The organism is Pseudomonas sp. ADAK21 (assembly GCF_012935735.1).
GTDB classification, from domain to species: Bacteria; Pseudomonadota; Gammaproteobacteria; order Pseudomonadales; family Pseudomonadaceae; genus Aquipseudomonas; species Aquipseudomonas proteolytica.
Window position 1 is genome coordinate 5,612,655 of sequence record NZ_CP052857.1, and the last position, 22,750, is coordinate 5,635,404.

A 22,750-nucleotide genomic window follows, 5' to 3' on the forward strand; every position below is an offset into this window, starting at 1 on the left:
CCAGTTTATAGTCGGAAGCTCTATTTTCGACCTTGCACAAACTAAGCGCAATAAAAAACCCGGCACAATGGCCGGGCTTTCGTAGATTTTTAGTGCAAGTTGCCGTAGGCAAAATACTAACTGTGGGGAAATAATGCTCTCAGCCGTGCGGGAAGTCAAGCGGCCTCATTCATCTTGTAGATTATCCCGCCGATTGGGCTCAGTGCCTTGGCGTCGATGTCATAGCAGGCATCGAAGCAGAGCTGCACAAAAGGCTCCCAGTCCCTCCCCCAAGCTGCCGATGGGAGCTTGATGCCGTACTCTCCTTCCAACCAGGCACGAAAGATCTCTGGCTTGATGAGTGGATCAGGGTTCGAAGACTGCCCGCCCTGGTGCATGTATCGATACCGGCGAAATACCCCCTTGGCGACATGCGCGGCACGTTCACGCTTGCTGGAAGTCATGCGCTCTACTCGGGAGCAAGCCAGGTTGAAAACTGCCTCTTCCGCATCCTCCCGATCATCATCGGTCGGCTCTGCGGCGTACATAGCATTGCCAAAGGCGCGCAACTGGTAATGGAGACGCGCGATCGCCGACTGGATGTGACCAGCAAGCGCTCCGTGCACCGCGTGATTTGCAGTAGGTCCTCGCTGGGTGCTCTGCACCACCACTCCAAGCTCTGCGGCATCTGAGGATTGGCCAGGCGCTGGGTTGTAGTTGCAGTCATGCCATGCCTGGCGCGCTGAATTGATCTTCATGCGACAGCCCTCTTCAGTTCTCTAGTCTTCGCTCGGTAGTCGGCGGTCATCGCCTTCAGCTCTTCGACCGTGTACTTCTTGGCCTCATGAGGTCCTTCCAGCCACTCAACTTCCTCAGCCCCGATACGCTTCACCAGCTCAATGCGGTAGTTAACGATGTTACCGGAGAGCCGGGTGTTACACGGTGAGCACTGGCGGTGGCAGTTCTTGGGCTCGAAGCGCAGCGCTGGGTTGCTCCCCACAGTTCGATAATGGCCGGCATCGTACTTGCCCTGGTGGTGCCGGCCGCAACTGACGCACGGAAGCTCCGCGTCACGGGCGCGCACCCAGGCGTTGAAGGCGATCTGTGTGTCTTTGAGGTGATCCGCCCTGCTCTTCAGCTTCTCCTTGCGCACCTTGATGTCCCGGCGACCAACATCAGCTAGGGCCTTCTTGGCGCTCGCCTGCCCCTTCTCCGACTTGCCGTAAGCGATGGCGCACTCGATCTCGCCGCACACCGCCTGCGAGCCGCGGGCGGGCGTGAACATCACTCGGCACTCTGGGCAGCGTTTGCGGCGTGGCCCTCCGGACGTGAGCGGGGTTTTGCGTTGTAATGGGGTGCGCTTCATGCGGCCTCCTTGAATGCTTCGAACTCTGCCATTTCGGTCAGGCGCTCTTCCGTGAGCGTCGGCCAGTCATGCAGCACCAGGTAAGCACAGCACTGGCGCCAGAAGTCTTGGAATGTCTCCTCCCCCATCGAATCGTAGGAAAGGCTGCGGGGGGTCTTGCGGGTGAGTTGGCCCAAGCCAGGGATATCGAACTGCTCCTCGTCGCAGTACACGCCCGACTCTAGTTGCAGGGCCTTGATTGCGTCATGGGACTGCTTGCCAGAGAACCGATCGATGTTCTGGCTCAGTACCCGGCCCAGGCCGTGGACCAATCCGTTGAACCGTGGATTGCGCGGCTGCTTGAGTTCGGCGCGGATCTTGGTATTGATCCGGAAATCACGCTCACGAAGGATCGACCGGTCAGCGTCGGAGGAAGGCACAAACGCAGCCACCTCCCTGCCGGTGGCAGGATCAATCAGGCGGCGCAGCACCAGGTACACGGGCATTGGGCGAGGTTTCGTTGGCTTGGTCATTGCGCCGCCCTCTTATCTTCCAATTCCTGGACCTGCTTTATCAGCAGCGCTCGGCGATCCGCCAACTCGTTGGCCGCTGCAATCCGCATCTCATCCTTCCGCTCTGCGCTGGCCTTGCGCATTTCCAGCATCGAGTTCTTTACGATCTCAAGCTTTGTGCGAATAGCGGGTTCCGGCCGGGTGACGGTACCGGTGAGCAAGCCAGCGATCGCGCGACCGTCTTCGGTGACCGGCTCGACGCTCAGGTCTGCCAGGTACTTTTGGCCGCGCTCGCGGGGAATACGCTTCAGCTCCATGGCCTTGGTTACGGCCTGGATTCGACGGTTGGCGTCGAAGCCCACGGACACGTGCCAGTTGACCGGCTTCGCATCCTCACGGGCCTGGCTCACGAACCGCTGGTAGGCGTCAATGAACGCCATGCGAGCACCGATCTTGTCACCACCATCCAAGATGGGTTTCGCGGCAGCCAGGGCCAGTTGGATCTCATCGGTCAGCACCACTGTTTCGAATTCGTCGTTGGTGGTCATGGCGATGGCCCAGGCCTCGTCCTTACCTGGACGTCCGTCGGAGGTCTGGACGCGCTGCAGGATGTCAGCCATAGCCAGCTTGCCCTTCACTTCGAAGCGGCACGCCTTCAACGTGGCTTTGACGACAGGCACCGGGTAGGCACAGAGGTCTTCGGCCATCATTGCCGCAGTGCCTGGGTTCATTTCCTGACCCATGGCCTCGGCGGTTGCGCAGATGGCAGCGGCTAGTCCGGCGACCTGCTGGTCATTCATTTCAGAGGTATTCATTGCGGTCACCTGCTTGGCGTTTGGCCAAAACCATCTGAGCGGCCTGTTCCGCTGCGGACAGGTTGGCCTCGGTTCGTTCCATCTGGCGGGCGGTTGTGCCGTTGACGCGCTGCCCGGTCACCCACTGGGTGTGGTAGCTCTCGGCGTTGGCCAGTAGCTCGTTGAGGCTGTGGCATTTGCGCAAAACGGCGGCATCGTTAGTTTTCAGGTAATGCGCGGCGACGTGGTGAGCGACATCAGCGCCGAGGCGGTCGACCAATTGGCCGAGCTGACCACCAACCTTGGCATTCCAAACAGGCCATGCGCCGAGGTAGCGTTTGCGGTAAGCCATTGCGTAGTTCGCCCAGACCTTGAACGTTTTGCAGGTCTGGTCTTTGGGTCCCGGCATGTCGGCAGGGATCTCAACCCGCGGGGCGTCGATACGATCAACCACGAGAACCAAGCCACGGGACTGAGCCGGCTTGCCGGTGGCGTCCTGCAAGTCCTGACTGGTGTCCTGATTGGTACCCTGATGATTGGTATCCTGATTTGTCGGAGATTTATCCGACCCTTGCTCGGATTTTTTTCCGACCTTGCTCGGAGATTTATCCGAGGTAGATCGGATATTTTTCCGACCTTTGTTTTTTGGCGGGGTCGGATATTTTTCCGACCCATCAAGCTTCTGGTTCCACTCGATGGCCTTCTCGGTAAGGCGAAAAAGCGTGATGTTCGAAGTGCTGGAAAGCTCAATCAAGCCGGCCTCTTCCAGGGCCTTCAGCATGCGGTAAGCGGTGTCGGGCTTATCAGTGAGTAGCGGCAGCTCCTCAGTGATCTTGGCCTTGCTCAGCGCGAAGAAGATCCCGTCATCGGTCTTGATTGGCTTGGTCCAGCTCGGACAGCCGTAGACGAAAGCGAACAGTAGGGCCTGCTGAGCATTCAGCCCCCACTCCAGCGCCTTCACCTGGTTAATCGTGACGGTGTATTGCATATCAGGCCGCCAAGGGGTCTGAATGTGAGCTAATACGCGCCACGTTTTCAGATTGCGGAAAACGTGGCGCGAGATCTGTAGCGCTGTTGATATTTGGTTGGGTTTGCATATAATTGGCCTCACAAAGTGTTATCGAATTAGCCGACCTCGACCGTCGGCTTTTTTGTGCCTGTAATTCAGCGCGTCTGCGCCAACCTCCCCGCCCTACTCCCCCCGTTTCCAACTCTCAAACCTCTACTGGATATAACTCCAGCGCCTTCAGGTTTCTTACTTCGCAGACCGGTTACACCGATACTGGGCACCTCGCTTAGGCGGCCCTGGAATTCGCGGTTGATCGTTGCGGGAAAACTCGATCCAAGGTGCACTTCGCGCCCAAGTCATTTAACGCCTGGACAATTTTCCGGGCGTCTTCAAGCTTCAATGGGCGAGCCCCTGACTCGTAGTTAGCGAGCCGCGACTGCTTCCAGTTGAGCTTTCGGTGCAAGGCCGCCTGGGTAATGCCGGCACCCTCGCGAATCTCTGCTATGAGGTTCATTGCGTTGCTCCTAATATCAATAAATCAAGGATAAACACATATCGTGTTATTGGCAAACACAATAAGTGGGCGGATTTTATTTCACTCCGTGATTAAAATTCGAGGTATGAAGACACTCGGATCGCGCATCGCGCACTACAGAGAAATCGCAGGGCTTTCTCAGGCAGCCTTGGCAAAAGCGTGCGGGTGGAAATCACAGTCGCGCATCGGCAATTATGAAAAGGACGCTCGGGAGCCAAACCTCGAAGACATAGCCAAAATTGCGCATGAGCTAAAAGTCGACCCAGCGGCGCTGCTTCTCCCAAGCGAAAGTTCTTCAAACATTTCTATTGCCGCCCAGCCCACCAAATCATTCCGTTACCCGGTAATCAGCTGGGTTGCCGCCGGAGCCTGGGCGGAGGCCGTCGAGCCCTACCCGGCCGGTTTCTCGGACACCTACGAGTTCTCGGAGTACGACTCCAAGGGCACAGCTTTTTGGCTGAAGGTGAAAGGTGACTCGATGACAGCGCCCGCCGGCCAGAGCATCACCGAGGGCACTCTGATCCTGGTGGACACCGAGGCTGAGGTCGCGCCAGGTAAGCTGGTGGTGGCCAAGCTGCCAGACAGCAATGAAGCCACATTCAAGAAGCTGGTCAGCGACGGCGGCCGACTGTTCCTGAAGCCACTGAACCCGAGCTACCCAATTGAGGCGGTGGACGAGAACTGCCGGATCGTGGGCGTGGTTGTTCAGGCGCTGCAGAAGTTTTACTAATCAAGGGATTTGATTCCATTTTGCAGAACATCTGAAAAGGAAATCGAGATGCGAATGCCCGCAGTTCTAATCCTGATAGCAGCGCTTTCTGGCTGTGCCGACTCCCATCAATGGCTACCAAGTCAGTCTGTCTCAACTCAGCAGCTCAATCGAACGGACAAGATAATCATCGCTACTCCGGTAGATGGTGAATACGGCGACCACGTTTACAAAGGCTCCGGTCGTAATACAGCTCAAATCCTCTACGCGGCGTTTGCGAGGCGATCGGCAGGAGTAACGGTGGATTCAGAAGCCTTGAGCTATGATCTGGCCTTAGAGAAAGCGAAGCGCAGCGGGCAAGACATCCTAGTTCTTCCGACCATCCTGCATTGGGAAGATCGCGCAACTGAATGGTCGATGATCCCTGACCAGGTAGAGGTCAAAATAAGCGTAATTCAGGTTTCTTCAGGGGCTGTAATCAGCTCCGGGATCGCGTCTGGTGAAAGCGGTATTGCAACATTTGGCGGGGATCACCCACAGGATTTACTGCCCGAGCCGATTGAGGCCTTCGTCTCATCGTTATACTGAGCAGGCGCCAATATCCAGCGTCTATCACCTCGGAGGCCACCATGTCCCTCAAGAAGCCAAACCAGCAACTGCGCCGCGACCTGAAGGCGATCGCCTCAAACCTTGAGGAGTCCTGTATCGACCTGGGTAAGCTCTCAGAAAAACTCAGCGATGCAGACGCCATAGCCCTGATGGGACTGGTGGGTACGCTCTATGAGGAAGCTGACAGGCTGGTGGGTTATGCGGATGAGGTGAAGGCGGGGCAAATAAATCGAAACAAGCCCGAATAGACACCTGGTCGGGCGCGACAACCTAAATCGAACTACCGCGGGCTGAGCAAGGCTCGTATGCGCAAGGGAATGTAGTGATGAATGCCTTACGGATAGCCGCTCTCATAGCTGCGCCGCTTCTTTTCGCCGGCTGCTACAGCATGCCAAAAGAAAAAACCGAGTACGAAAAACAGATCGACGCAGTACCAATGCCCGTTACGGATGCTGAGCGTTTAGAACAATGTCGTAACTTTAAGCGAGTTGCAGAAAGCCAGGAGCTTGGCGACATCTTGCAATACGCACAGAGCCCCAATCTCCGCACCCCAGATTATGACTATACGAAAACTTTAGCGCTTAAACGTCGCCTCAGAGCCATGAAGTGCCCTGGGTATGGCTGGTTTTCCTGATGCTGCTGCCCTAGGTGAACCAATGACTGCATGGCGAGAGCAGAGCTTCTGGAGTAAGGCTGGGGTCATTGCTTGCCTGGCTTTCCTTATGATGCTCCCCGGGTATTCCGACGTAGCTGGACTGGGCGGAGGCTCATCCGGCTTCAAGCGGGTGTTCAGCCCTAATTTCATTGCTCTGTGCGTTTTCATGGCTGTGTTTGAGCTGATAGCGCTGAACCACTTCTATAGTGCGCGAGGATGAGGGAGACTGAGAAGGACGGCACGCGGTCGGTGAGGGGTTGCAGGGTACGTAAAGCAGTATCCGAAAACCCATATATTTTTTAACTAAAATTTCAGGGATTAGAAAACTCATGAGTTATTTTTTAAGTACAGCTGTCAATATTGAAGGCAACAATAAGCTAAGAACCCCACAAATTGAAGCCTACTTAAAAATCAAGTCTTTTTTTTCATCCACAGATAACACCGAAGCGTTAGTAGTACTTCCAACAGGTACGGGAAAAAGCGGTTTAATTTCAATAGCACCCTTTGGCACATCGTCCGGACGCGTACTTATAGTAACCCCCGGACTAGTAACCAAAGACAGCATAAGAAAGACCCAAGAAGCGTTACATGATAACTTCTGGATAAACTACGACATCCTCTTCAGCCATAAAGACCTACCAATAACAGTTGAGTATTCTGCGGGACTGCTCCGACAGCATTTAGATGACAGCAATATTGTATATTCAAACATTCAGCAACTATCAAACAACAGAGGCAATGCATTAATAAACACCGTCCCCAATGACTACTTTGATGTAATCATAATAGACGAAGCACATCATGCACCAGCGGATAGTTGGGTACAGCTCCTAGGGTACTTTGCCAAAGCAAAAAAATTATATGTTACGGGAACCCCGTACCGTGGGGACGGACAAAAGCTCCCAGGCACTCTGATACACGAAACACAGCTCTCGGAAGTCATGCGAGATAGATACGTAAAATGGCTCAGAAAAGAGACTGTCAACGCGCATTCTTTATTTTTTACAGTTGCAGACCACCCCGGAAAAAAGTTCACTATTGATGAGGTTATAGACCTCAAAGATAAAGAATGGGTCGAGCGAAGTGTCGCGCTATCCGAAGAGTGTTCCAAAGACGTAATCGAACATAGCATTGGAAGACTAGCAGAACTAAAACAGCAATCCCCTAAGGTTCCGCATAAAATTCTAGCAATCGGATGCAGCATATCGCACGCGGAAGATCTCAAAGCTTGGTATCTGGAAAGGGGTTTATCAGTTGCCTTAGTCCACAGCATGATGGATGCTGACGACGTACTAGCAGAGTTTAGAAGAATAGATGGACATGAGGTCGAAGTAGTAGTCTCCGTTAATATGCTAATGGAAGGTTACGATCATAAATATTTGACTATTCTTGCTCTGTTCCGGCCTTATCGCAGCATCAATGCCTTCGCTCAAATCGTTGGTCGAGTCTTACGAGCAATACCTCCGGAAGAGATCAGTGCGTTTGAAATAGATAACAACGCACTAATTATCTACCATCAAGAAACCGGACTTGATGAAATGTGGCGTATATTTCAAACAGAAGTAGACAGGGCTAAGCACCAGCGTACACGAGAGTACGAATTCCTGGAGCGCGACTATGTAGAGCGCGACAATTCTCTAGGGGGAGTTGTTACCGTAGAGACGTTTTCAGGAAATGCAGAATCCTACTTAGCAGATCTTGACTTCAATGAACTTTTTAAACAAAAAAGAAAGGAAATAAATGAAGCTGCCGAAGCGCAACTTAGTGAAATCCAAAAATCCGGAAACTTCGACGAAGAAACACTAAAACGCTTTAAGGAAGTGCTAGTCGAAACAAAAACCAAGGAAGCCTCACAATATATAGATCCAAACCTAGTCGAAAAGCGACCAGCGCTAGCTCGTCAAGAACTACGCAAAATATTAGCTAAAAAAATTCAAGATGAAACTGCAAGTTTATTAAGCGACCGAGGGCTAAGCGACAAAGGAACGGAGCTGTGCGGTTCATTCAAAAGAATTATTAGTTACATCAAGCTCGACGCTCCAAATGATGGAGTGCTTGTAATTTACATAAATCACAAGCTATACTCCCGCTTTGGCAAGCGTGAAGCCTTAGAAAACAAGACTTTGATGCAAGCATTAGAATATGTTCCGGCAATTGTTGAAGAGTTGAGAGGTATGCTCCGATGAAAAATATTATGGATGAAGCGATTCAGGGCCTGCTTAACCTCCACCTCACGAAAGGGGTTCAGCCCTCCGATCTTTCGAACAATTTGTTTGATCAGGAATACGTAGACTTCAATATCAAGAAAAAAAATGGTGCGCTGATTTTAGATCTGTCCTATATGGAAGAAACAGATGAACTCCCCCAGAAAATCAGTATGAGATACACTTACAACTCAGATCGCTACTTAGTACTGATAGAGCAGAAAATCGGTACTAGAAAGTTCAACGTTCAGTGGTGCAGAATTAGTGCAGTAGCAATCGCAATACGAAATGTTACTGATGTACTTGCTAGCGCAGGAATTTCGCCAACGGTAATTGGTGCAATTTTAGAAACGCTGCCAAATGATTTAAAAGAATCCATAGTCGTACGATTGCGATCGGTTGCCTGATTAGGAAGAGCCCGGCCCAGCGCCGGGCTTCTTGTATCTGCCATTTCGCATCTGGGCTTCTCTGGCCGTCCCAATTCCTAGTGAACCCGCTTAAGCCCCCCCTCCCCAGCCGAATTCATCCTGGCATACCTTGTTACAACCATTCGCCCGTAGGCAGCCCCCGTAGAGAACTTCAAACTTTCACCCTAGTCCTAATGCTAGGCGTGCTTTAAACCGTGAGCGCCTGCTGACAACCCATAGAGGTTCACAAAATGAAAATGACACTACCCGCCCTAGCTTTGGGTGTCCTCATTTCGCAAGGAGCGATGGCAGCCGGAGATGGCACAGCCGCTCTTGGAGGCGGCGTTGGTGGTGCACTTGGCAATATCGTAGGTCAACAGCTCGGAGGCTCGACAGGCGCAGCGGTAGGCGCAGGCGTAGGTGGTGCTGCTGGTAGTGCTGTTGGCGCTCAAAAAGGCAATAGAGCCGAAGCTGCATTAGGTGGCGGTATCGGCTCGGCTGGTGGCTCGCTCATTGGTAATCGCCTCGGCGGCACAACTGGCTCGACTATCGGTGCAGGTCTCGGCGGCGCTGCGGGTGGTGCTCTAGGAAACAACCTGGCGGACGATGAGGGCAATCATCGATCTGATGGTAAGAAGCACAAAGGCAACAACAAGCATAAGCACAAGAACAAACATCGTTAGTTTCTTACGCTATTACATCGAAGCCCGGCCCAGCGCCGGGCTTCTTGTTTCTGCCCTTACCAGTTAGGATCGGTGATCGCATCCGTATGGAGGTGGCTGCATGAAACCCACCGCAACCAAGCTCGTCAAAATCACCGCACTCATGAGTGTATGCGCCAGCGTGAGCTATGTGGCCCATGTCGTGAGCCGAGAAGTGGCTTACGTCCATGCGAAGGTGAGCAGATCGACGAGCACTGAAGCCCCACGGCAAGAGCTTCGATGGCCAGAAGCCGTCGCTTTGCCAGAGTTGCGTGTCCCTCCATTGAAAGCTGACCAACTGGGCGCTGATGATTAATTCATCTCGCAGAGTTTGACTCCCGGCATTTCACAAACCTTTCACAGCTGAACGCATATAGTTACTCCAGCTCCTAAAGAACATCCTTTTAAGCCCGCTACTCCCCATCGCGGGCTTTTCTTTGCCTGCGATTTGGATCTAGATTGCGCTCGCCGATCGGGCTAGATCGCCTTCCACCTTTTTGCTTTGAGAAAGCTCAGGCAATTCCTCGCGTGCAGCAATACATGCCCAGCTTTTCCTAGCTCCGGATTTCCTTAGCAAATGACTTATGCATTTATGCATAAAATCTGTTGCCGTCCTATTGCCAATGCATGCCAGCAGGAATACTGTTTATTTATACAGTTATCGCAAGGAGCGAAGCATGAGCCAGGCACCCTACCCCGCATCGAAACCACGCAATTCCTATGAGCTTGTTGGGCGCCGCCTGCAACGCATAATTGCCTCTCCTCGAGTACAGCGGATTCAGTTGGTCGAGGTATCCAGGCGCGACGACGAAAGCCCTGAAGCCTGGCACCAGGTCATCCAAGACATCGGCGACACAGCCGGCATCAGAATCGAGCATCTGGATGACGGCGCCGTAAGGATCGGCTGGCGCGAGTACTGCGATTCCTGAATCGGCCCGCCTGTGAGCGATCCCGCCCAAGTGTTCGGCCAACTCCCTAACAAAAACCACATATCGTGATTTGATCATGACAAAAATAAACACATCTCGTGTTGACACAATAAACACACTCTGTGATTATCACCTCAAGCCGGCGACGAACTCCGCGGGCCAGCAGCTCAAGCTGCGCCGCTCTTTAACAGTCAGCGCAAAACAGAAATACCAACAGACCGCATTGCCTCTACCGGCGACCGGCGATCAGACGGGTCAGATAGCCCGCCCACGACAGGAGAACCCTGTACGGCTGATCGAGAGCGAAACGCTCGAACCGTGCGAATGACCTGGCAAGCAATGCGCCCCGCGAATCCCAGCGGCAGAAGGGAGATTCAACTGAATAGAATTAGCGGTCCCGATAGCCTCGGCTGGGAACGCCGGACCTCATGCACCCTGCCCCACTCAGCCAGGGCATTCAGAGCTGTAGCGTGCATGTTGTAAGGACCTGTGATCCATGGCGAACAGATGCTGTTTGACGCTGTGAGGAGGAAGCTCGCCGCCCACCCACGAAGACGAACGGCCAGCCCTGCAATCAGCAGCGGGCAACGGGCCACACCGCTGACGCAACAACCCCGGCCTGTCGCCAGTAGCGAGGTCGGGGGTTTCACCGATAGTCCTTGGCAGCAGGGCCTAACGGGAAACCAATCGGGAGAAATATATGGCCAAGAAAGTGAGCAGAACGACCAAGACAGAGCCAATCGGGGTCCGAGTCAGCCCAAGAACGCGGTACCTCATGGATGTAATGGGGCGAACTCAACGGCGATCTTTGACGGCGGTCATCGAAGCGGCTGTAGAGAGTTACGCGACAGAGGCGGAAAGCTCGCTAGCCGCCCATACCTGGTCAACTGATGAAGGCGAGCGCCTGCTTAATTTGTACTCGAAGGCCCCGCACCTCTGCTCATTTGACGAGGAGATTGATGCCAAGGCAGCCCTGGCCGCGCTCAGCGACTAAACGGAAATTTTCACTTCTGTCACCGCATCGGTGGCAGCGGGAAACCAACCGAGGGTCACCACGATGGAAGCAACAATCATCAACGGCGCATGGAAGGGTCACCTCGGACGTGGCCTGGCGCCGCGAGAGCTTCAGTTTCTGCTTTGGATTGCCCAGGGCTTCACCTCGAAAGAGATCGCCCGGGAAGCAGGCATTGAGGCAGGCACCGTCAAGAAGCGCCTGACCAATGCGATGTTCAAGCTGGGCGTGACGAAGCGCACTGCTTTGGTGGCTGAGGCCATGAAGCGCCAGATCATCACGCCGGTTTGCTTTGTACTGGCGGCGCTGATCGCCCTGCACTCGATGATCAGTGACGACTCCTTGCGTCGTGATCGCCGGGCGCCGGAAAGGCGAATGGCTCAGATGCGGATGGTGCGCCGGACTGAGTGTGTCGAGATAACGGCATGAATAGAGCGCCTGGATAAAAGGGCGCTCTGGTTGACTGCAATGCAGCTGTTTAGACCCGATTACCTGCTTGTTTCGCTCCGGTCAGAAGAAGGTCGTATTTTTCCTGCAGGGCAACCAAATATTTCATCGTCGCCAGCAAAATCCCTAACACAACCACAGTCATTCGGAGTTTTTCGCCTGAAGCCCAAACGTCGTGTGTCACCCAAGCGATTAGGACAATGCTGGCAAGTGATAAGAGCGTTTCACATACAGCTGCAGCAAAAAATTTGTTTCTTCTCATAAGAGCGCCGCTGGCAGTTCTCGTTGCCCAGGGAATGCCGGTGAGAGAAAACAAAAAATTAATTACTCGCTCGAAACCCTTCTCGACACCTGCCCAAATCCCTTTCATTTCCACCCAAAACCTCAAATTGATGTAGTTCCTTACATGATTACACGGGGACTTGTGGCTTGGGTAACCAATATCCTCCCCACCTCTATCCATCAGCACTCCTCCCCCGCGCCCATCGGCAACCAGCGGGAGGCATGAGTGTTGACGAATACAGGTGAACAACCCGCCACTTTGGAGGCGACCATGTCAGCACTACGCAAGGCTCAGTTTGAGCACGACGAACAACTACCGCCTCCGGTGAGCGAAACCTCTCAGCAATTGGCTCGCAGCGAATGGCTGTACAACGCAGCCGAAGAGCTGGCCAGAGGTGGCAGCGTGGTGTTCAAGCGCCACCTGCACCCGCAGCAAGGCGTCACGGCCTACCAGTTCGCACTGGCTGTCGATGAGTACGCCAACAACCTACTTGCCGACTGCGGCGTCGACGCTCCAGCCCTGGGCTACTTGCTGATTGCTGGGATGGCGGGCTCAAGGGTGAAGTCGGAGGCACTGGAGCTACTCGGCCAGAGCGACCATCCACTGGGAAAGCTCGGCGAGATTGCCGAACGCCTCCTTCAACCTTTGGCAGATGACGCACTAATCGCCCAGGCCGAGGACAACGAACTGTGAGCCCCTACGTTGAGATCGATAAAGCGCTGTTTGCGCTTGAAGATCCAGATAAGCCCGCCATCGACGAGATCTTGGCCGAGGGTTTGATCGTGCGCCACTTCACCTCAGGCGCCATCAACGCAGAAGAATTTCATTGGTATAGCGCACGCCTCCTGGATGTAAGCCGGCGGCGTAAGGAGAAGGCATGACTACCGCACCGGTTAAATCACTGATCGACGAGCAGCTCGAAGATATCAGCGCTCACAACCTTCGCGAGGCCTACAGCCTGGCCGAACGCCGCGGCTTCTTCGGCGCACCAGTTGAGCAGTACGCAGAACCTGGTTATGGCGGTCGAGTGCTTCAAGTACTCCGCTATAGGGTTCAGCAGCAGCGCTGACTTTACACCCGGTCCTTTCAACTCCCCCACTCAGTCACTTTGAACGCTGCGATCAACGCGGCAAGGACTCCTCATGTCGACGAACATGCAGATTTGGGAAAAGGTCAGTACGACTGATACCCGCTATACGAAACCTGCCGAGGTTGGCGGTCAGAAGATCACCAGTCTGAACGGTACCGCGATGATCATGAAGGCGACCGAAGTGTTCGGTCCTGTAGGGATCGGGTTCGGCTGGTCAGTTATTGAGGAGCGCTTCGACGAAGGCGCTGAAATGGTCAGCGGTGAAGGAGACAAGCGCCTGATATTGGGTCGCGAACTGAACCACACCATCAAGATCCGCTTCTGGTTTGAGTTGGATGGCAAACGCGGCGAGATAGAGCAATACGGCTGCACGCGCTACCTCTACAAATCGAAGTTCGGTACGACTACCGATGGCGAGGCGCCAAAGAAGTCGCTCACCGACGCAATCAAGAAATCACTCTCAATGCTTGGCTTCAGTGCCGACGTGTTCCTTGGGATGTTTGACGACGCCGAGTACGTCAACCAACTGAAGGATGAAGAACTGATCGAGCAAGCTGAAGATCAAGAAGCCGAGAAAGCTCGCCAACAGCAGGAACGCCTGGACTACATCAAATCAGTCATCGACACGATGGCCGGTGCCCAGTCTCCTCAGGAACTGAAAAAGATCCATGACGTGGCGGTGCGCAAACTCACCCTACGCAAAGACACCAAGGGCGCCGAGCGCGTCTCGCTGGAATGGAAGCGAATCACCGAAGCCGATAAGGAGGCTGCAGCATGACCCAGCTCTACACCCTCACCGGCAAGCTCGCCGAACTCCAAGCGATGGCCGACACCGATGACGAAAGCCTGAAAGAAGCTTTGCAGCACGCCATGGACGAGATTCAAGGTGAGTTCAGCGACAAAGCGGAAAGCGTTGTCATGTTGAGTCGGAACATCCAGGGAGATATCGACGCAATCGAAAAAGAGGTTGATCGGCTGAACGAGCTCAAGCGCATCCGGAAGAATACCGTCGGCAAGCTCGACGAATACCTGCGCAATAACATGGAGGCCGCCGATATAAAAACGATCAGGCGGCCCTTGTTCACGATCACTTTGGCTCTAGCGCCAGAAAAGGTCATCGTCGATAAAGAGGACGATATCCCGGACGACTTCATCGACACCAAAACCGTGTTCTCTCCCGACAAGCGCGCCATCGCGGCCAAGCTCAAGGAAATTCGAGAGCACAATGTAGCCGTACGAAAACGCATGGCCGCCGGTGAAGATTCCGAACACGAACTACTCGAAGAGCCCATCTGGGCACACCTCGAGCGCGGTGACAGCTCCATACGGATCAAGTAAGACGCCGTAATTTTGTAGCAAAAGTGGCGTTGTGACGGCGGTCATGCGCTTCGGGCCATTTCGGCCTGCACTCATACGCACTTCACTTAAGGATGAGTATCATGAACGATGATTTGAAGCAGTCTGGCTCTACTACCACCTCGCAAACTACCACCTCGTTAGAGCAGGTTAAAACCGGCAAGGTATTGGATTTCACCTGGGCGCCAAACGCCAACACAACGACCAGCACCGTCTCAGCGGACTTTGTCGACTACAAGGTCGACACCTCTCAGGGCAGCCCTACTGGCGACAGCCACTCCATCGCCCGATTTACCTATGTCCAGGGCAAAGGCGGTGGCCAGATCAGTCAGTTGTTTCTCGAAGAGATGCGTGCCGGCGTACGTGCCAACACCCAGATCGGGCTGATGGTAGGGCGCAAATGGGTTCTGGATCCCAACGCTGAGGTATCAGGCAGCATCGGCACCTACGTGGTCGAGCAATTCGATGACATGCGCGCCAGTGTCAATTATGTCGGCGCCTTCGCCCGCGTCTTCGCAGACCCACGAATGGTCAGCTACCACGCTGGGGGCCACGTACACACCAACGTATCCATCACCGGCAGCAGGCCTCTGACAATGGCAGACTCAGGTAAGTCGATCCTGGTCATCAGCGATACTGACGTCACGCTCACAATTGGTGATGACGTGACTGAAGGGTTCAAGGTGAATCTGATCCAGGCGGCCGCCGGCAAGGTCAACATCGCCGTATCGAGCAGCCATGTGATCTACAGCAATGCTGGGAGTCGCACGCGCACGCTCAACCCGCTAGATGAGCTGGAAGTCAGTACCTTCCCATTCGGCCCAGTGCTCCTAGCCTTCCGGGTCAGACCCACGGCCTAACGATCCATTGCGCGCTGGCAGGGGTGGGTCTTACTGCCAGCGCCGAATCAACATCCGAATCACCGGTAGGCCTGGCTTGCACAGCCGGCCAGCGGAATAGAAGAGGTAGGCCATGGCCGAGGAACAGCAGCAGCCGACAGCGGAAGCGTTGAAGCAGCGCAGGAAGCGCGAGAAGGCAGCAGCAAAGGACGCTGCATTGGGCGTCGAGAAGTTTACGGTTGAGGTGGCCGGGGTGTTCAAGCCTGATCTGAAGAAGGTCATGAAGGATCATGGCTTCAACAATCAGCAAGAGATCCACCAGTATCTGATTCGAAACCTGATCAGCGCCGACTTCGAAACACAGGCTTGGATGCTTCGAAGTGTCACGATACCTTACGAACCTAGTGAAAAGGTGTTGCGACAGTTGAGGGACGCCGGGCTGCTCTACTTAGAAAAGCACCCCGGAGAGAATGAAGACGAGATTCATCTCCCGTAATATTGGAAGTCCCGTCACTCCATTTTTTTTACTTTTTCCCACTCATTTTTGAGAATGACTTGTGCAGCCACTACCGCGCGGTTTCCGCTATCCAAAATATCGCCGTATGCAACCGCTGCGCTGATGTATTCGCTCATGATGCCAACTAATTCCTGCGATTCGGCTTCTGCGGGATTTAATAACAACTCAACTTTTGCAAAATGAAAACGTGAGCGCGCAACCTTGTCAGAAAAATCCGAGTATCTCAGTCGGTAAAGCTCTAGACTTTTCGCCCGATCTTCAGACATCGATGAGTCAATCCAAGCGGTGTCATTGATGAACTGAGCGAGTGTATGCACGTCATAACCTAGAGATAGAAAATGAGACAATTCATCTCGTAGGCCATTAATCCACTGCTGACGATTCATGGCAATTGCTTCGGATCGGCCTTGCGCTCTCAGGACTTCGGCACTTCCTTTTGCTACGCGCTCTTGGCTTTCAACAGACCGTTTAAAAGTGTGCGTGTTGTAGAGAGCGCCAACTATTACCGCGATTGCGGTGAGAACGAATCCAAAAAGCGTTACCAGGTCTGTCCCAGTATCAACTACAGCCTTAATCTCAGGAAGCCGATGTAGAGTCACCATCAAGTTTTCTATCGCCACACTATCTCCTTAATCCGGCTCCATGCCGGTCACCCGTAATACTCCATATCAACGCACTCCGCCAGCAGGCTCGGCAGCAGATAGGCCGGCCAGGTCGCGCCATCGTGCCAGATCAGCGATCAGCCTAAGCCCCTGGCGGGCCTCGGCCTCAAGAGCTTCATCAGGAAGGCTCAGCAGCCGGACAACCTCATCGCCGATCAGGCGTATCGCTTCCACATCGGTTTTCGTGCTCATCGCAGTCACCGTTAGGTCTTTGCTGAGTGCAAATCATCAACCCAATTTACGAATCACGCCAGCCGGCGAGGATCCCGCTATGTCCGCACAACAGAAGAAGCACCCCTTCGATTTCAAAACCCAATACGGACTCGGCTTCAACCCTCAGGACGATGAGATCGTTGTCGACTTCTTCTGCGGTGGTGGTGGTGCCGGTACCGGCCTGGAGATGGGCCTGGGCCGCACAGTGAACGTCGCGAAGAACCACAGCCCGCAAGCGATCAGCATGCACACGGTGAACCACCCAGGCGCCCAGCACTTCACTACCGACGTGTTCGAGGGCGATCCGGACACCGAATGCGGCGGCAAGGCCGTCGGCTGGTTCCACATGTCGCCAGATTGCACGCACCACTCCCAGGCGGCAGGCGGCCAGCCCCGCAAGCGCGAGATCCGCAACCTTTCATGGATCGGCCTCAAGTGGGCAGGCATGAAGCGGCCCCGGGTGATCAGCCTGGAGAACGTGAAGCAGATCCTGCAGTGGGGCCGACTGATCGCCAAGCGCGACAAGACCACCGGGCGCGTGGTGAAACTCAGCGGCGACGTTGCCGCACCTGGTGAGGTTGTGCCAGTGGGCCAGCAGTTCCTGATTCCTGATCCCAAGCAGCGCGGCCGCACTTGGCGCCGTTTCGTGGCCCTGCTGGAAGGCATGGGCTACGTCGTTGAATGGAAGGTGATCAAGGCCTGCGACTTCGGCGCGCCGACCAGCCGGGAACGCCTGTTCATGATCGCACGGTGCGACGGCCAGCCGATTATGTGGCCGGAGCCAACCCACGCCAAGAACCCCGTTAAGGGTCAGCAAAAGTGGAAAACTGCCGCTGACTGCATCGACTTCACCGACCTGGGCAAGAGCATTTTCGGTCGCAAAAAGGACCTGGCCCCGGCCACCCTGCGCCGCGTTGCCAAGGGCATGAAGAAGTTTGTCATCGACAGCGCGTCGCCATTCATTGTGCCGATTGCAAACTGGTCTGGGGAAACGGTGCAGTCTGCCGACGAGCCGCTGCGCACCGTCACGTCCTACCCGAAGGGCGGCGCCTTCTCGGTGGTCAGCCCGATCATTGCCCCGGCAACCCACCAAGGCAGCGACCGAATCAATGACCCACTTGAACCGCTGCCGACAGTGACCTGCGCGAACCGCGGCGAGCTGACGCTGATCAGCCCTGTGATGGTCGGTGCCGGCGGCCCGGTCTATGCCGGGGAACCGGTAGCAGTGGATAAGCCAGTCGGCACGCTCATGACGCGCAGCCACCGCGCGATCGCGGCGGCGCACCTGGTGAAGTTCCGCTTCAACGACGCGGGCAAGGCGTTGGACGAGCCACTGCCGACCATCACCAGCGGCGGCAACTATCAGCGCCCAGCTGGTGCCGCTCACGCCATGGGCATATCCACTGTGTTCATGGCCCAGATGAATGGCGGCTTCAACACCACCGACGCCAAGAGCATCGAGGACCCGATGACCACGGTGACCAACACCGGCAGCCAGCAACAGCTGGTGGCGGCGAACCTGGTGCGCTTGCGCGGCAACTGCGATGCCCGGGACGTCAATGACCCGCTGCACACCGTCAGCGCCGGTGGCCAGCACCACGGGTTGGTCAGCGCATTCATGGAGCGAGCATTCGGCGGGAGCATTGGCCAGGGCCTGGAGGAGCCGGCGCCGACCATTACTGCCGGTGGCGGGGGAAAGAGCTCGCTGGTGTCGCTCACCCTTTCGCCTGAACACGAAGCCGGTGCCCTCCGCGTAGCCGCTTTCCTGATCAGCTACTACGGTACCGAGAACATCAGCGCTTGCGACTCGCCGGCGCCGACCATCACCACCAAGGACCGGCTCGCAATGGTCACCGTGATGGTGAAGGGCACCCCCTACGTGATCGTCGACATCTGCCTGCGGATGCTGAAACCGGACGAGCTGTACAAGGCGCAGGGCTTCCCGGCCGACTACATCATCAGCCACGGCGCCGACGGCAAGCCTTTCACCAAGACCCAACAGGTGCACATGTGCGGCAACAGCGTCAGCCCGCCGCCGATGGCTGCGCTCGCACGAGCCAACGACCCGTGGCGCACTGAGCAACGCCAAGCGCGCGCCGCGTAACTCCCCCACTCCACCGCCCGAGCATGGCCCGGCAAGGACTCCCCACGCCTATAGAAAAACGCATCCCCAAAAAAATCAAAGCCCAGCAGTTCGTCGACAGCATGATCCGCTGCCGCGGCATCGAGTTTGCCAAGCTGGGCATAATGGTGGAGGTGGATAGTGACCTCGGCACAATCGTCGGAATGAATGGCTCCGCCAATCTCGACGTCCAGTTCGCTAACCAGTTGCAGTACGGCAAGCACACACATGATTGCCACACCCAACCTGGAACGTGAAGTACTTTTACGCCGCTGGAAAGGTGATCGCCCATTTTGACGAGTGCAAGAGCGTGTGCCGGCCGCTCAAGGAGGCCGCAAGAAGTGCATCTACCTCAGCGGTTCCATGACCGGTGTGCTTGGTCTAGATTTGGATGTCTTAAACGCGATGACCACCATTTCCCGCGCAAGCAGCAACACGCAAATAAACCGCCGGATCACTCCGGCGGTTCCTGGCACTCCCCATATTAGCTAGGGCAAGTATGTCGGACAATACCTGTTTAACTTAGCAACTAGTAGTAGCTGGCTCAATAAAAACCCAGAGAAGCTCAACAAAAATCTACAACTAATTAAATTTTATTTTTAACCTTTGCCATCAGATCATCAACACTAATAACCTTCCGAAGGCGAACAATGCAAACCACCAACCACACTGATGAGATTATAAATGAAATGACAAAAATCGCCACCCAGGTATCTGGAGATAGTCCGAACCTAGCATTGAAATTTGATGTAAGCAACACAAGTATTATGGTTAAGCATATACCTAAGGGAGCCTGCCAAGAATTTTTCCCGCTTAGACAGTCTACATACTGCCGCAAAATGAGTTCCAGTTTCTCTGTAGTAATTTCTACGACCTCCGCGGAAACATTGCTATGAACTTCGAACACATCTATCCGCTTCTGTCTAGGTTGTTTTCCTGTTGGATTATTCATGCGCTGGGACCTCCGAACTTTCGATGGCTATCTCTTCAGCGCTTACCTCTGCATACTTCAGCAGAAACTGAATATCCAGACAATAAACTTTTCCAGCTTTTTTTGCGGAAGCTATAAAATACACTTCATCTCCATCTTGCGACTCCGCAAAAGATAATTGCTTTTGCATAGTCGCACCAAGGACGGAGTTCCAGTTACGAAAAGTGATCACTGCATCTTGAGCTTTACCCTTGACCGCAATTGATCCCTTCGAATCGTCCGATTCCTCTGTAACAAACTTAATTGTTAGCCTCAGAGGTAGATCCGATTCGGGCAAAGAAAATTCAATTCTCGCCTCATCACCCTCGGGAACTATAAGCCGACACGATTCTACAAGTAATTTATCACCGATTTTTATGACTGTCATTTGAACTCCCTCTCAAAAAAATAGCATTTTGCCATGCTTTCTTTGAAAAATATGCCCCCTTCCCTTCAAAGTCAGCCGCTATAGCGGCAAGGAACCCGGCATGCCTACAGAAAACCTAATCGCTGAGCCCGTGCCGAGCCTGGCAACCGGTCACAGCCTCGACGCTGCTACCTGGGCCGACTTCGTGACCCGCCTACGCTACGACTGCAACGGCGAACGTGTCAGAGATCACTGCACGGCTGCCGCCATCTTTATTGTCGAAGCGCGCCGCATCGTCTGCGGGCTCGACATGGACTACACCCAACAACGCATGGTTTATTGGGATAGCGGCGAATCAGCCGCCTACTCGATAAAAGAGTACTGGAGCGAACTTTCCAGCTACCAGAAAAGCCAGCTCAATAAACGGATGCAGGATTGGTCTGAGTGCCAGTTCATGAAGGCCGACGAGTCGGATCAGTGGTATGTCCTGGGCGAGCTGGAAGATCACACCGTCACCGGATGGGATGAGCGCTGGGAATATATCAACGCTCACTTCACCCATGCTGCAGCCGAAGCGTTCATCAAGCGCAAGAAGCACGACTACCGCGAAGGCATGCGCATCTACGTCGAATCCCAGTACTACGCCTGGGAGTTCAACGCCATCAAGGAAGCGATCCTCGACGGCACGCTGACCTACACGCCGAAACCGGTTGAGAATGCCCAGGACCTGATAACGAAACAGCCTATACGAGCACAAGGCGAGGATGTGACCAGCGGACCAAGGCGTTGAGTTACTAGCCCAGAGGAAGGGAGTTGTTTAACTCTCAGCTAACTACTTCGGTCCACTGATTCACTGCCCACTGCATGAAGAGCGCGCTCCAATGACTTGATAGAGCGCCAGTCGCCGAAGTACTTCAACAACACATATCTGAAATACCTGAGCGACAGGTAATTTCTAGCAACGATCCATGGTTTCGTCCAGGGTCGTTTTCAAATAATCCTCACCATCACAGTCAGCTGCTATAGCGGCAAGGACGAAGTCATGCCCAGAAAAAACCACCTGATCGTCGACTCAGGGTGCACTCAGGATAACGAGCGCTGGGCGCTCTCGGCCTGTGGCCTGAACGAAGATTCAGAAGTAGCGTGGGACGGAACACACCAACGCGACTTTGTCAGCTGTAAGCGGTGCCAGGCGAAAATGGCCAAGCCGCGTCCGGCGCCGGAGCCACTCCATAAAGAGCGGCCCATTCTTTTCAACGGCGCGATGGTTCGCGCGATTCTGTCCGGACAAAAGACAGTCACGCGGCGCCTGGTCAAAGGCAATCAGATCCCGAGCCGTAGCAAATCCGACTCCCCGGAGCATCAGTGGATTGCCGTCGTTCAAGACCATCCACGCTGGGGTTTCGCCGCTTTTGGCGCGACTGAACAAGAATGCGCCGCGGAGCTTGCCATGTACGGCGGATGCCCATATGGGCGGCGCGGTGATCGGCTGTGGGTGCGCGAGACATTCATTGATCTGCGCGGTACCGGTGTTGAGCATCGCCCAGACCCGGACGGCCCGCTTCAGCGCTACGCCTACGCTGCAGACTGCCGCCCCGGATCGCACAGCGACGAGGCAAGGCAAGACTTCGGCTTGAAGTACAAGCCCAGCATTCATATGCCACGCGCCGCGTGCCGCATCCTGCTGGAGATCACCGACGTGCGCGTCGAGCGGTTGCAGGACATCAGTCGCGCCGATATCCGTGCGGAAGGCCTGCAGTGTCCGCCCGAGCTGGCAAGCGATGACGTTTCACCGAATTACCGAGACTGGTACCCGGCGGCCTGGAGGGAGCTGTGGGAGTCCACTGGCGGAAACTGGGACGCCAACCCGTGGGTCTGGGTGGTCGAGTTCAAGCGGGTGACGCCATGACCGCCCCCCCCCCCTCTGGTTCGCCTACGTCTTCATCTACACGGCGGCGAACTGATTCGGCAAGCCCTTTGGCTCCTAGTTTCATACCAGAGCGCGAGGAGGATCGGACCCAAACTCAACGAATACATCGGCCACACGCCGATCTTATCCGCGCCGTGAAGTGCAATGGCTGAAAGCCCGACCGCCACGGCAGCACTGTAACCAAAAAATACAGAACTTTTCATAGTGATATCTCGAATTCCATTTTCGAAAGCTGGGGGTGAATAGCGAACCTGATACGCCTTCATCTACAGGGGCCGAGGCCATGAGTGGCGGGAGTCACGCCAATCAAGGCTGCGCAAGATTGGCCTTGCTGGCGCGAAATTTATCCCATAGGAAAAAAATCGCACTCGGCGACAGCGCCAACAAAAACATTACCCCAAAGCCTATTAGGCCGGCGTCCCTCAGCATCCCTGCACACAAAATAACCGCAAAGATCAGCATTGCTCTTTTCACTCCAAAAAAGCCTCTTTCCATGCGATGCCTCCTTCAGTTGAAACGCAAGAATAACCCAAAACCCAATCCCCCTACATGCC

At 54.7% G+C, this 22,750-nt stretch carries 34 protein-coding genes; 23 read left to right on the forward strand and 11 right to left on the reverse strand.

Annotation, left to right across the window (positions count from 1 at the left end):
• Positions 1–155: 155 nt before the first annotated feature.
• The 6 genes from HKK57_RS25240 to HKK57_RS25265 form a co-directional block, all read right to left on the reverse strand.
• Entirely contained in the window at positions 156–737 is a 582-nt protein-coding gene (locus HKK57_RS25240; RefSeq protein ID WP_169391044.1) for a hypothetical protein, read from the reverse strand.
• Entirely contained in the window at positions 734–1,345 is a 612-nt protein-coding gene (locus HKK57_RS25245; protein WP_169391045.1) for a recombination protein NinG, read from the reverse strand. The genes HKK57_RS25240 and HKK57_RS25245 overlap by 4 nt, the downstream gene beginning before the upstream one ends.
• Complete coding sequence (locus HKK57_RS25250; RefSeq protein ID WP_169391046.1) at positions 1,342–1,857, reverse strand: hypothetical protein; 516 nt, start codon at positions 1,855–1,857, stop codon at positions 1,342–1,344. Before HKK57_RS25250 ends, HKK57_RS25245 begins: the two co-directional genes overlap by 4 nt.
• Complete coding sequence (locus tag HKK57_RS25255) at positions 1,854–2,651, reverse strand: hypothetical protein (protein WP_169391047.1); 798 nt, start codon at positions 2,649–2,651, stop codon at positions 1,854–1,856. Before HKK57_RS25255 ends, HKK57_RS25250 begins: the two co-directional genes overlap by 4 nt.
• Complete coding sequence (locus HKK57_RS25260) at positions 2,638–3,618, reverse strand: phage replication protein (protein ID WP_169391048.1); 981 nt, start codon at positions 3,616–3,618, stop codon at positions 2,638–2,640. Before HKK57_RS25260 ends, HKK57_RS25255 begins: the two co-directional genes overlap by 14 nt.
• Positions 3,619–3,925: 307 nt before the next feature.
• Complete coding sequence (locus HKK57_RS25265) at positions 3,926–4,153, reverse strand: helix-turn-helix domain-containing protein (protein WP_029294980.1); 228 nt, start codon at positions 4,151–4,153, stop codon at positions 3,926–3,928.
• A gap of 106 nt (positions 4,154–4,259) precedes the next feature.
• Between HKK57_RS25265 and HKK57_RS25270 the strand changes: the two genes are divergently transcribed.
• The 12 genes from HKK57_RS25270 (at position 4,260) to HKK57_RS25320 (ending at position 11,829) form a co-directional block, all read left to right on the forward strand.
• Entirely contained in the window at positions 4,260–4,904 is a 645-nt protein-coding gene (locus HKK57_RS25270; protein ID WP_442962261.1) for a LexA family protein, read from the forward strand.
• Positions 4,905–4,958: 54 nt separating this feature from the next.
• Positions 4,959–5,471, forward strand: coding sequence for a DUF4823 domain-containing protein (locus HKK57_RS25275; protein WP_237150422.1), 513 nt, complete (start codon positions 4,959–4,961; stop codon positions 5,469–5,471).
• 41 nt (positions 5,472–5,512) lie between these two features.
• On the forward strand, positions 5,513–5,740 hold the full coding sequence (locus HKK57_RS25280; RefSeq protein ID WP_169391051.1) for a hypothetical protein: 228 nt from the start codon (positions 5,513–5,515) through the stop codon (positions 5,738–5,740).
• A gap of 77 nt (positions 5,741–5,817) precedes the next feature.
• The gene (locus tag HKK57_RS25285) at positions 5,818–6,126 is read left to right on the forward strand and encodes a hypothetical protein (protein WP_169391052.1); all 309 of its coding nucleotides are present in this window, start codon (positions 5,818–5,820) and stop codon (positions 6,124–6,126) included.
• A 22-nt stretch (positions 6,127–6,148) separates the two neighbouring features.
• Positions 6,149–6,367 (forward strand): hypothetical protein, encoded by a 219-nt coding sequence (locus HKK57_RS27125; protein WP_237150447.1) that lies wholly within the window; start codon positions 6,149–6,151, stop codon positions 6,365–6,367.
• A gap of 109 nt (positions 6,368–6,476) precedes the next feature.
• Entirely contained in the window at positions 6,477–8,333 is a 1,857-nt protein-coding gene (locus HKK57_RS25290; RefSeq protein WP_169391053.1) for a DEAD/DEAH box helicase, read from the forward strand.
• Positions 8,330–8,758 carry a hypothetical protein gene (locus tag HKK57_RS25295; protein ID WP_169391054.1) on the forward strand — a complete coding sequence of 143 codons (429 nt, stop codon included), beginning with the start codon at positions 8,330–8,332 and terminating at the stop codon, positions 8,756–8,758. Before HKK57_RS25290 ends, HKK57_RS25295 begins: the two co-directional genes overlap by 4 nt.
• Before the next feature lie 251 nt (positions 8,759–9,009).
• On the forward strand, positions 9,010–9,441 hold the full coding sequence (locus tag HKK57_RS25300; protein ID WP_169391055.1) for a hypothetical protein: 432 nt from the start codon (positions 9,010–9,012) through the stop codon (positions 9,439–9,441).
• Positions 9,442–9,541: 100 nt separating this feature from the next.
• The gene (locus HKK57_RS25305) at positions 9,542–9,775 is read left to right on the forward strand and encodes a hypothetical protein (protein ID WP_090291389.1); all 234 of its coding nucleotides are present in this window, start codon (positions 9,542–9,544) and stop codon (positions 9,773–9,775) included.
• 361 nt (positions 9,776–10,136) lie between these two features.
• A complete protein-coding gene (locus HKK57_RS25310) occupies positions 10,137–10,388 on the forward strand; it encodes a DUF1654 domain-containing protein (RefSeq protein ID WP_169391056.1) in 252 nt (83 codons plus the stop codon).
• Positions 10,389–11,088: 700 nt separating this feature from the next.
• The gene (locus tag HKK57_RS25315) at positions 11,089–11,382 is read left to right on the forward strand and encodes a hypothetical protein (RefSeq protein ID WP_090291391.1); all 294 of its coding nucleotides are present in this window, start codon (positions 11,089–11,091) and stop codon (positions 11,380–11,382) included.
• A 63-nt stretch (positions 11,383–11,445) separates the two neighbouring features.
• The gene (locus HKK57_RS25320; RefSeq protein WP_169391057.1) at positions 11,446–11,829 is read left to right on the forward strand and encodes a response regulator transcription factor; all 384 of its coding nucleotides are present in this window, start codon (positions 11,446–11,448) and stop codon (positions 11,827–11,829) included.
• A gap of 49 nt (positions 11,830–11,878) precedes the next feature.
• Here HKK57_RS25320 and HKK57_RS25325 read toward each other — a convergent pair whose 3' ends face one another.
• The gene (locus tag HKK57_RS25325; protein ID WP_169391058.1) at positions 11,879–12,310 is read right to left on the reverse strand and encodes a hypothetical protein; all 432 of its coding nucleotides are present in this window, start codon (positions 12,308–12,310) and stop codon (positions 11,879–11,881) included.
• A gap of 90 nt (positions 12,311–12,400) precedes the next feature.
• Here HKK57_RS25325 and HKK57_RS25330 point away from each other — a divergent pair, with 90 nt between their 5' ends.
• The 7 genes from HKK57_RS25330 to HKK57_RS25360 all read left to right on the forward strand — a co-directional run bounded on the left by HKK57_RS25330 (position 12,401) and on the right by HKK57_RS25360 (position 15,911).
• Entirely contained in the window at positions 12,401–12,823 is a 423-nt protein-coding gene (locus HKK57_RS25330) for a hypothetical protein (protein ID WP_089042277.1), read from the forward strand.
• Positions 12,820–13,011 carry a hypothetical protein gene (locus HKK57_RS25335; RefSeq protein ID WP_057959985.1) on the forward strand — a complete coding sequence of 64 codons (192 nt, stop codon included), beginning with the start codon at positions 12,820–12,822 and terminating at the stop codon, positions 13,009–13,011. Before HKK57_RS25330 ends, HKK57_RS25335 begins: the two co-directional genes overlap by 4 nt.
• Entirely contained in the window at positions 13,008–13,199 is a 192-nt protein-coding gene (locus tag HKK57_RS25340; protein ID WP_074851756.1) for a hypothetical protein, read from the forward strand. Before HKK57_RS25335 ends, HKK57_RS25340 begins: the two co-directional genes overlap by 4 nt.
• A 73-nt stretch (positions 13,200–13,272) precedes the next feature.
• On the forward strand, positions 13,273–13,998 hold the full coding sequence (locus HKK57_RS25345) for a hypothetical protein (RefSeq protein ID WP_169391059.1): 726 nt from the start codon (positions 13,273–13,275) through the stop codon (positions 13,996–13,998).
• Complete coding sequence (locus HKK57_RS25350) at positions 13,995–14,558, forward strand: siphovirus Gp157 family protein (RefSeq protein ID WP_169391060.1); 564 nt, start codon at positions 13,995–13,997, stop codon at positions 14,556–14,558. Before HKK57_RS25345 ends, HKK57_RS25350 begins: the two co-directional genes overlap by 4 nt.
• 101 nt (positions 14,559–14,659) lie before the next feature.
• Positions 14,660–15,436, forward strand: a complete 777-nt coding sequence (locus HKK57_RS25355) for a hypothetical protein (protein WP_169391061.1) — start codon at positions 14,660–14,662, stop codon at positions 15,434–15,436.
• Positions 15,437–15,548: 112 nt separating this feature from the next.
• Positions 15,549–15,911: a hypothetical protein gene (locus HKK57_RS25360; protein ID WP_169391062.1), complete on the forward strand. Its 363-nt coding sequence runs from the start codon at positions 15,549–15,551 to the stop codon at positions 15,909–15,911.
• 14 nt (positions 15,912–15,925) lie between these two features.
• On the opposite strand, the gene HKK57_RS25365 is transcribed toward HKK57_RS25360, so the two are convergent.
• Complete coding sequence (locus HKK57_RS25365; protein WP_169391063.1) at positions 15,926–16,552, reverse strand: hypothetical protein; 627 nt, start codon at positions 16,550–16,552, stop codon at positions 15,926–15,928.
• A 48-nt stretch (positions 16,553–16,600) separates the two neighbouring features.
• Positions 16,601–16,786, reverse strand: coding sequence for a hypothetical protein (locus HKK57_RS25370; RefSeq protein ID WP_169391064.1), 186 nt, complete (start codon positions 16,784–16,786; stop codon positions 16,601–16,603).
• A 79-nt stretch (positions 16,787–16,865) separates the two neighbouring features.
• On the opposite strand from HKK57_RS25370, the gene HKK57_RS25375 reads away from it, so the two are divergent.
• On the forward strand, positions 16,866–18,911 hold the full coding sequence (locus tag HKK57_RS25375; RefSeq protein WP_169391065.1) for a DNA cytosine methyltransferase: 2,046 nt from the start codon (positions 16,866–16,868) through the stop codon (positions 18,909–18,911).
• 23 nt (positions 18,912–18,934) lie between these two features.
• A complete protein-coding gene (locus tag HKK57_RS25380; RefSeq protein ID WP_169391066.1) occupies positions 18,935–19,186 on the forward strand; it encodes a hypothetical protein in 252 nt (83 codons plus the stop codon).
• Positions 19,187–19,873: 687 nt separating this feature from the next.
• Here HKK57_RS25380 and HKK57_RS25385 read toward each other — a convergent pair.
• Positions 19,874–20,287 (reverse strand): hypothetical protein, encoded by a 414-nt coding sequence (locus HKK57_RS25385; RefSeq protein ID WP_169391067.1) that lies wholly within the window; start codon positions 20,285–20,287, stop codon positions 19,874–19,876.
• Between the two features lie 100 nt (positions 20,288–20,387).
• Here HKK57_RS25385 and HKK57_RS25390 point away from each other — a divergent pair, with 100 nt between their 5' ends.
• Both HKK57_RS25390 and HKK57_RS25395 read left to right on the forward strand, forming a co-directional pair.
• Positions 20,388–21,056, forward strand: coding sequence for a hypothetical protein (locus HKK57_RS25390; RefSeq protein WP_178121971.1), 669 nt, complete (start codon positions 20,388–20,390; stop codon positions 21,054–21,056).
• A gap of 252 nt (positions 21,057–21,308) precedes the next feature.
• Positions 21,309–22,175: a hypothetical protein gene (locus tag HKK57_RS25395; protein WP_169391068.1), complete on the forward strand. Its 867-nt coding sequence runs from the start codon at positions 21,309–21,311 to the stop codon at positions 22,173–22,175.
• A 327-nt stretch (positions 22,176–22,502) separates the two neighbouring features.
• Here the strand turns inward: HKK57_RS25395 and HKK57_RS25400 are convergent, their stop codons facing one another.
• Positions 22,503–22,691, reverse strand: a complete 189-nt coding sequence (locus tag HKK57_RS25400) for a hypothetical protein (RefSeq protein ID WP_169391069.1) — start codon at positions 22,689–22,691, stop codon at positions 22,503–22,505.
• Positions 22,692–22,750 lie beyond the last annotated feature (59 nt).

Coding starts and splice junctions, on each gene's coding strand:
- HKK57_RS25240 (WP_169391044.1), bottom strand. CDS start 737: ATGAAGATCAATTCAGCGCGCCAGGCATGGCATGACTGCAACTACAAC.
- HKK57_RS25245 (WP_169391045.1), bottom strand. CDS start 1,345: ATGAAGCGCACCCCATTACAACGCAAAACCCCGCTCACGTCCGGAGGG.
- HKK57_RS25250 (WP_169391046.1), bottom strand. CDS start 1,857: ATGACCAAGCCAACGAAACCTCGCCCAATGCCCGTGTACCTGGTGCTG.
- HKK57_RS25255 (WP_169391047.1), bottom strand. CDS start 2,651: ATGAATACCTCTGAAATGAATGACCAGCAGGTCGCCGGACTAGCCGCT.
- HKK57_RS25260 (WP_169391048.1), bottom strand. CDS start 3,618: ATGCAATACACCGTCACGATTAACCAGGTGAAGGCGCTGGAGTGGGGG.
- HKK57_RS25265 (WP_029294980.1), bottom strand. CDS start 4,153: ATGAACCTCATAGCAGAGATTCGCGAGGGTGCCGGCATTACCCAGGCG.
- HKK57_RS25270 (WP_442962261.1), top strand. CDS start 4,260: ATGAAGACACTCGGATCGCGCATCGCGCACTACAGAGAAATCGCAGGG.
- HKK57_RS25275 (WP_237150422.1), top strand. CDS start 4,959: ATGCCCGCAGTTCTAATCCTGATAGCAGCGCTTTCTGGCTGTGCCGAC.
- HKK57_RS25280 (WP_169391051.1), top strand. CDS start 5,513: ATGTCCCTCAAGAAGCCAAACCAGCAACTGCGCCGCGACCTGAAGGCG.
- HKK57_RS25285 (WP_169391052.1), top strand. CDS start 5,818: ATGAATGCCTTACGGATAGCCGCTCTCATAGCTGCGCCGCTTCTTTTC.
- HKK57_RS27125 (WP_237150447.1), top strand. CDS start 6,149: ATGACTGCATGGCGAGAGCAGAGCTTCTGGAGTAAGGCTGGGGTCATT.
- HKK57_RS25290 (WP_169391053.1), top strand. CDS start 6,477: ATGAGTTATTTTTTAAGTACAGCTGTCAATATTGAAGGCAACAATAAG.
- HKK57_RS25295 (WP_169391054.1), top strand. CDS start 8,330: ATGAAAAATATTATGGATGAAGCGATTCAGGGCCTGCTTAACCTCCAC.
- HKK57_RS25300 (WP_169391055.1), top strand. CDS start 9,010: ATGAAAATGACACTACCCGCCCTAGCTTTGGGTGTCCTCATTTCGCAA.
- HKK57_RS25305 (WP_090291389.1), top strand. CDS start 9,542: ATGAAACCCACCGCAACCAAGCTCGTCAAAATCACCGCACTCATGAGT.
- HKK57_RS25310 (WP_169391056.1), top strand. CDS start 10,137: ATGAGCCAGGCACCCTACCCCGCATCGAAACCACGCAATTCCTATGAG.
- HKK57_RS25315 (WP_090291391.1), top strand. CDS start 11,089: ATGGCCAAGAAAGTGAGCAGAACGACCAAGACAGAGCCAATCGGGGTC.
- HKK57_RS25320 (WP_169391057.1), top strand. CDS start 11,446: ATGGAAGCAACAATCATCAACGGCGCATGGAAGGGTCACCTCGGACGT.
- HKK57_RS25325 (WP_169391058.1), bottom strand. CDS start 12,310: ATGGATAGAGGTGGGGAGGATATTGGTTACCCAAGCCACAAGTCCCCG.
- HKK57_RS25330 (WP_089042277.1), top strand. CDS start 12,401: ATGTCAGCACTACGCAAGGCTCAGTTTGAGCACGACGAACAACTACCG.
- HKK57_RS25340 (WP_074851756.1), top strand. CDS start 13,008: ATGACTACCGCACCGGTTAAATCACTGATCGACGAGCAGCTCGAAGAT.
- HKK57_RS25345 (WP_169391059.1), top strand. CDS start 13,273: ATGTCGACGAACATGCAGATTTGGGAAAAGGTCAGTACGACTGATACC.
- HKK57_RS25350 (WP_169391060.1), top strand. CDS start 13,995: ATGACCCAGCTCTACACCCTCACCGGCAAGCTCGCCGAACTCCAAGCG.
- HKK57_RS25355 (WP_169391061.1), top strand. CDS start 14,660: ATGAACGATGATTTGAAGCAGTCTGGCTCTACTACCACCTCGCAAACT.
- HKK57_RS25360 (WP_169391062.1), top strand. CDS start 15,549: ATGGCCGAGGAACAGCAGCAGCCGACAGCGGAAGCGTTGAAGCAGCGC.
- HKK57_RS25370 (WP_169391064.1), bottom strand. CDS start 16,786: ATGAGCACGAAAACCGATGTGGAAGCGATACGCCTGATCGGCGATGAG.
- HKK57_RS25375 (WP_169391065.1), top strand. CDS start 16,866: ATGTCCGCACAACAGAAGAAGCACCCCTTCGATTTCAAAACCCAATAC.
- HKK57_RS25380 (WP_169391066.1), top strand. CDS start 18,935: ATGGCCCGGCAAGGACTCCCCACGCCTATAGAAAAACGCATCCCCAAA.
- HKK57_RS25385 (WP_169391067.1), bottom strand. CDS start 20,287: ATGACAGTCATAAAAATCGGTGATAAATTACTTGTAGAATCGTGTCGG.
- HKK57_RS25390 (WP_178121971.1), top strand. CDS start 20,388: ATGCCTACAGAAAACCTAATCGCTGAGCCCGTGCCGAGCCTGGCAACC.
- HKK57_RS25395 (WP_169391068.1), top strand. CDS start 21,309: ATGCCCAGAAAAAACCACCTGATCGTCGACTCAGGGTGCACTCAGGAT.
- HKK57_RS25400 (WP_169391069.1), bottom strand. CDS start 22,691: ATGGAAAGAGGCTTTTTTGGAGTGAAAAGAGCAATGCTGATCTTTGCG.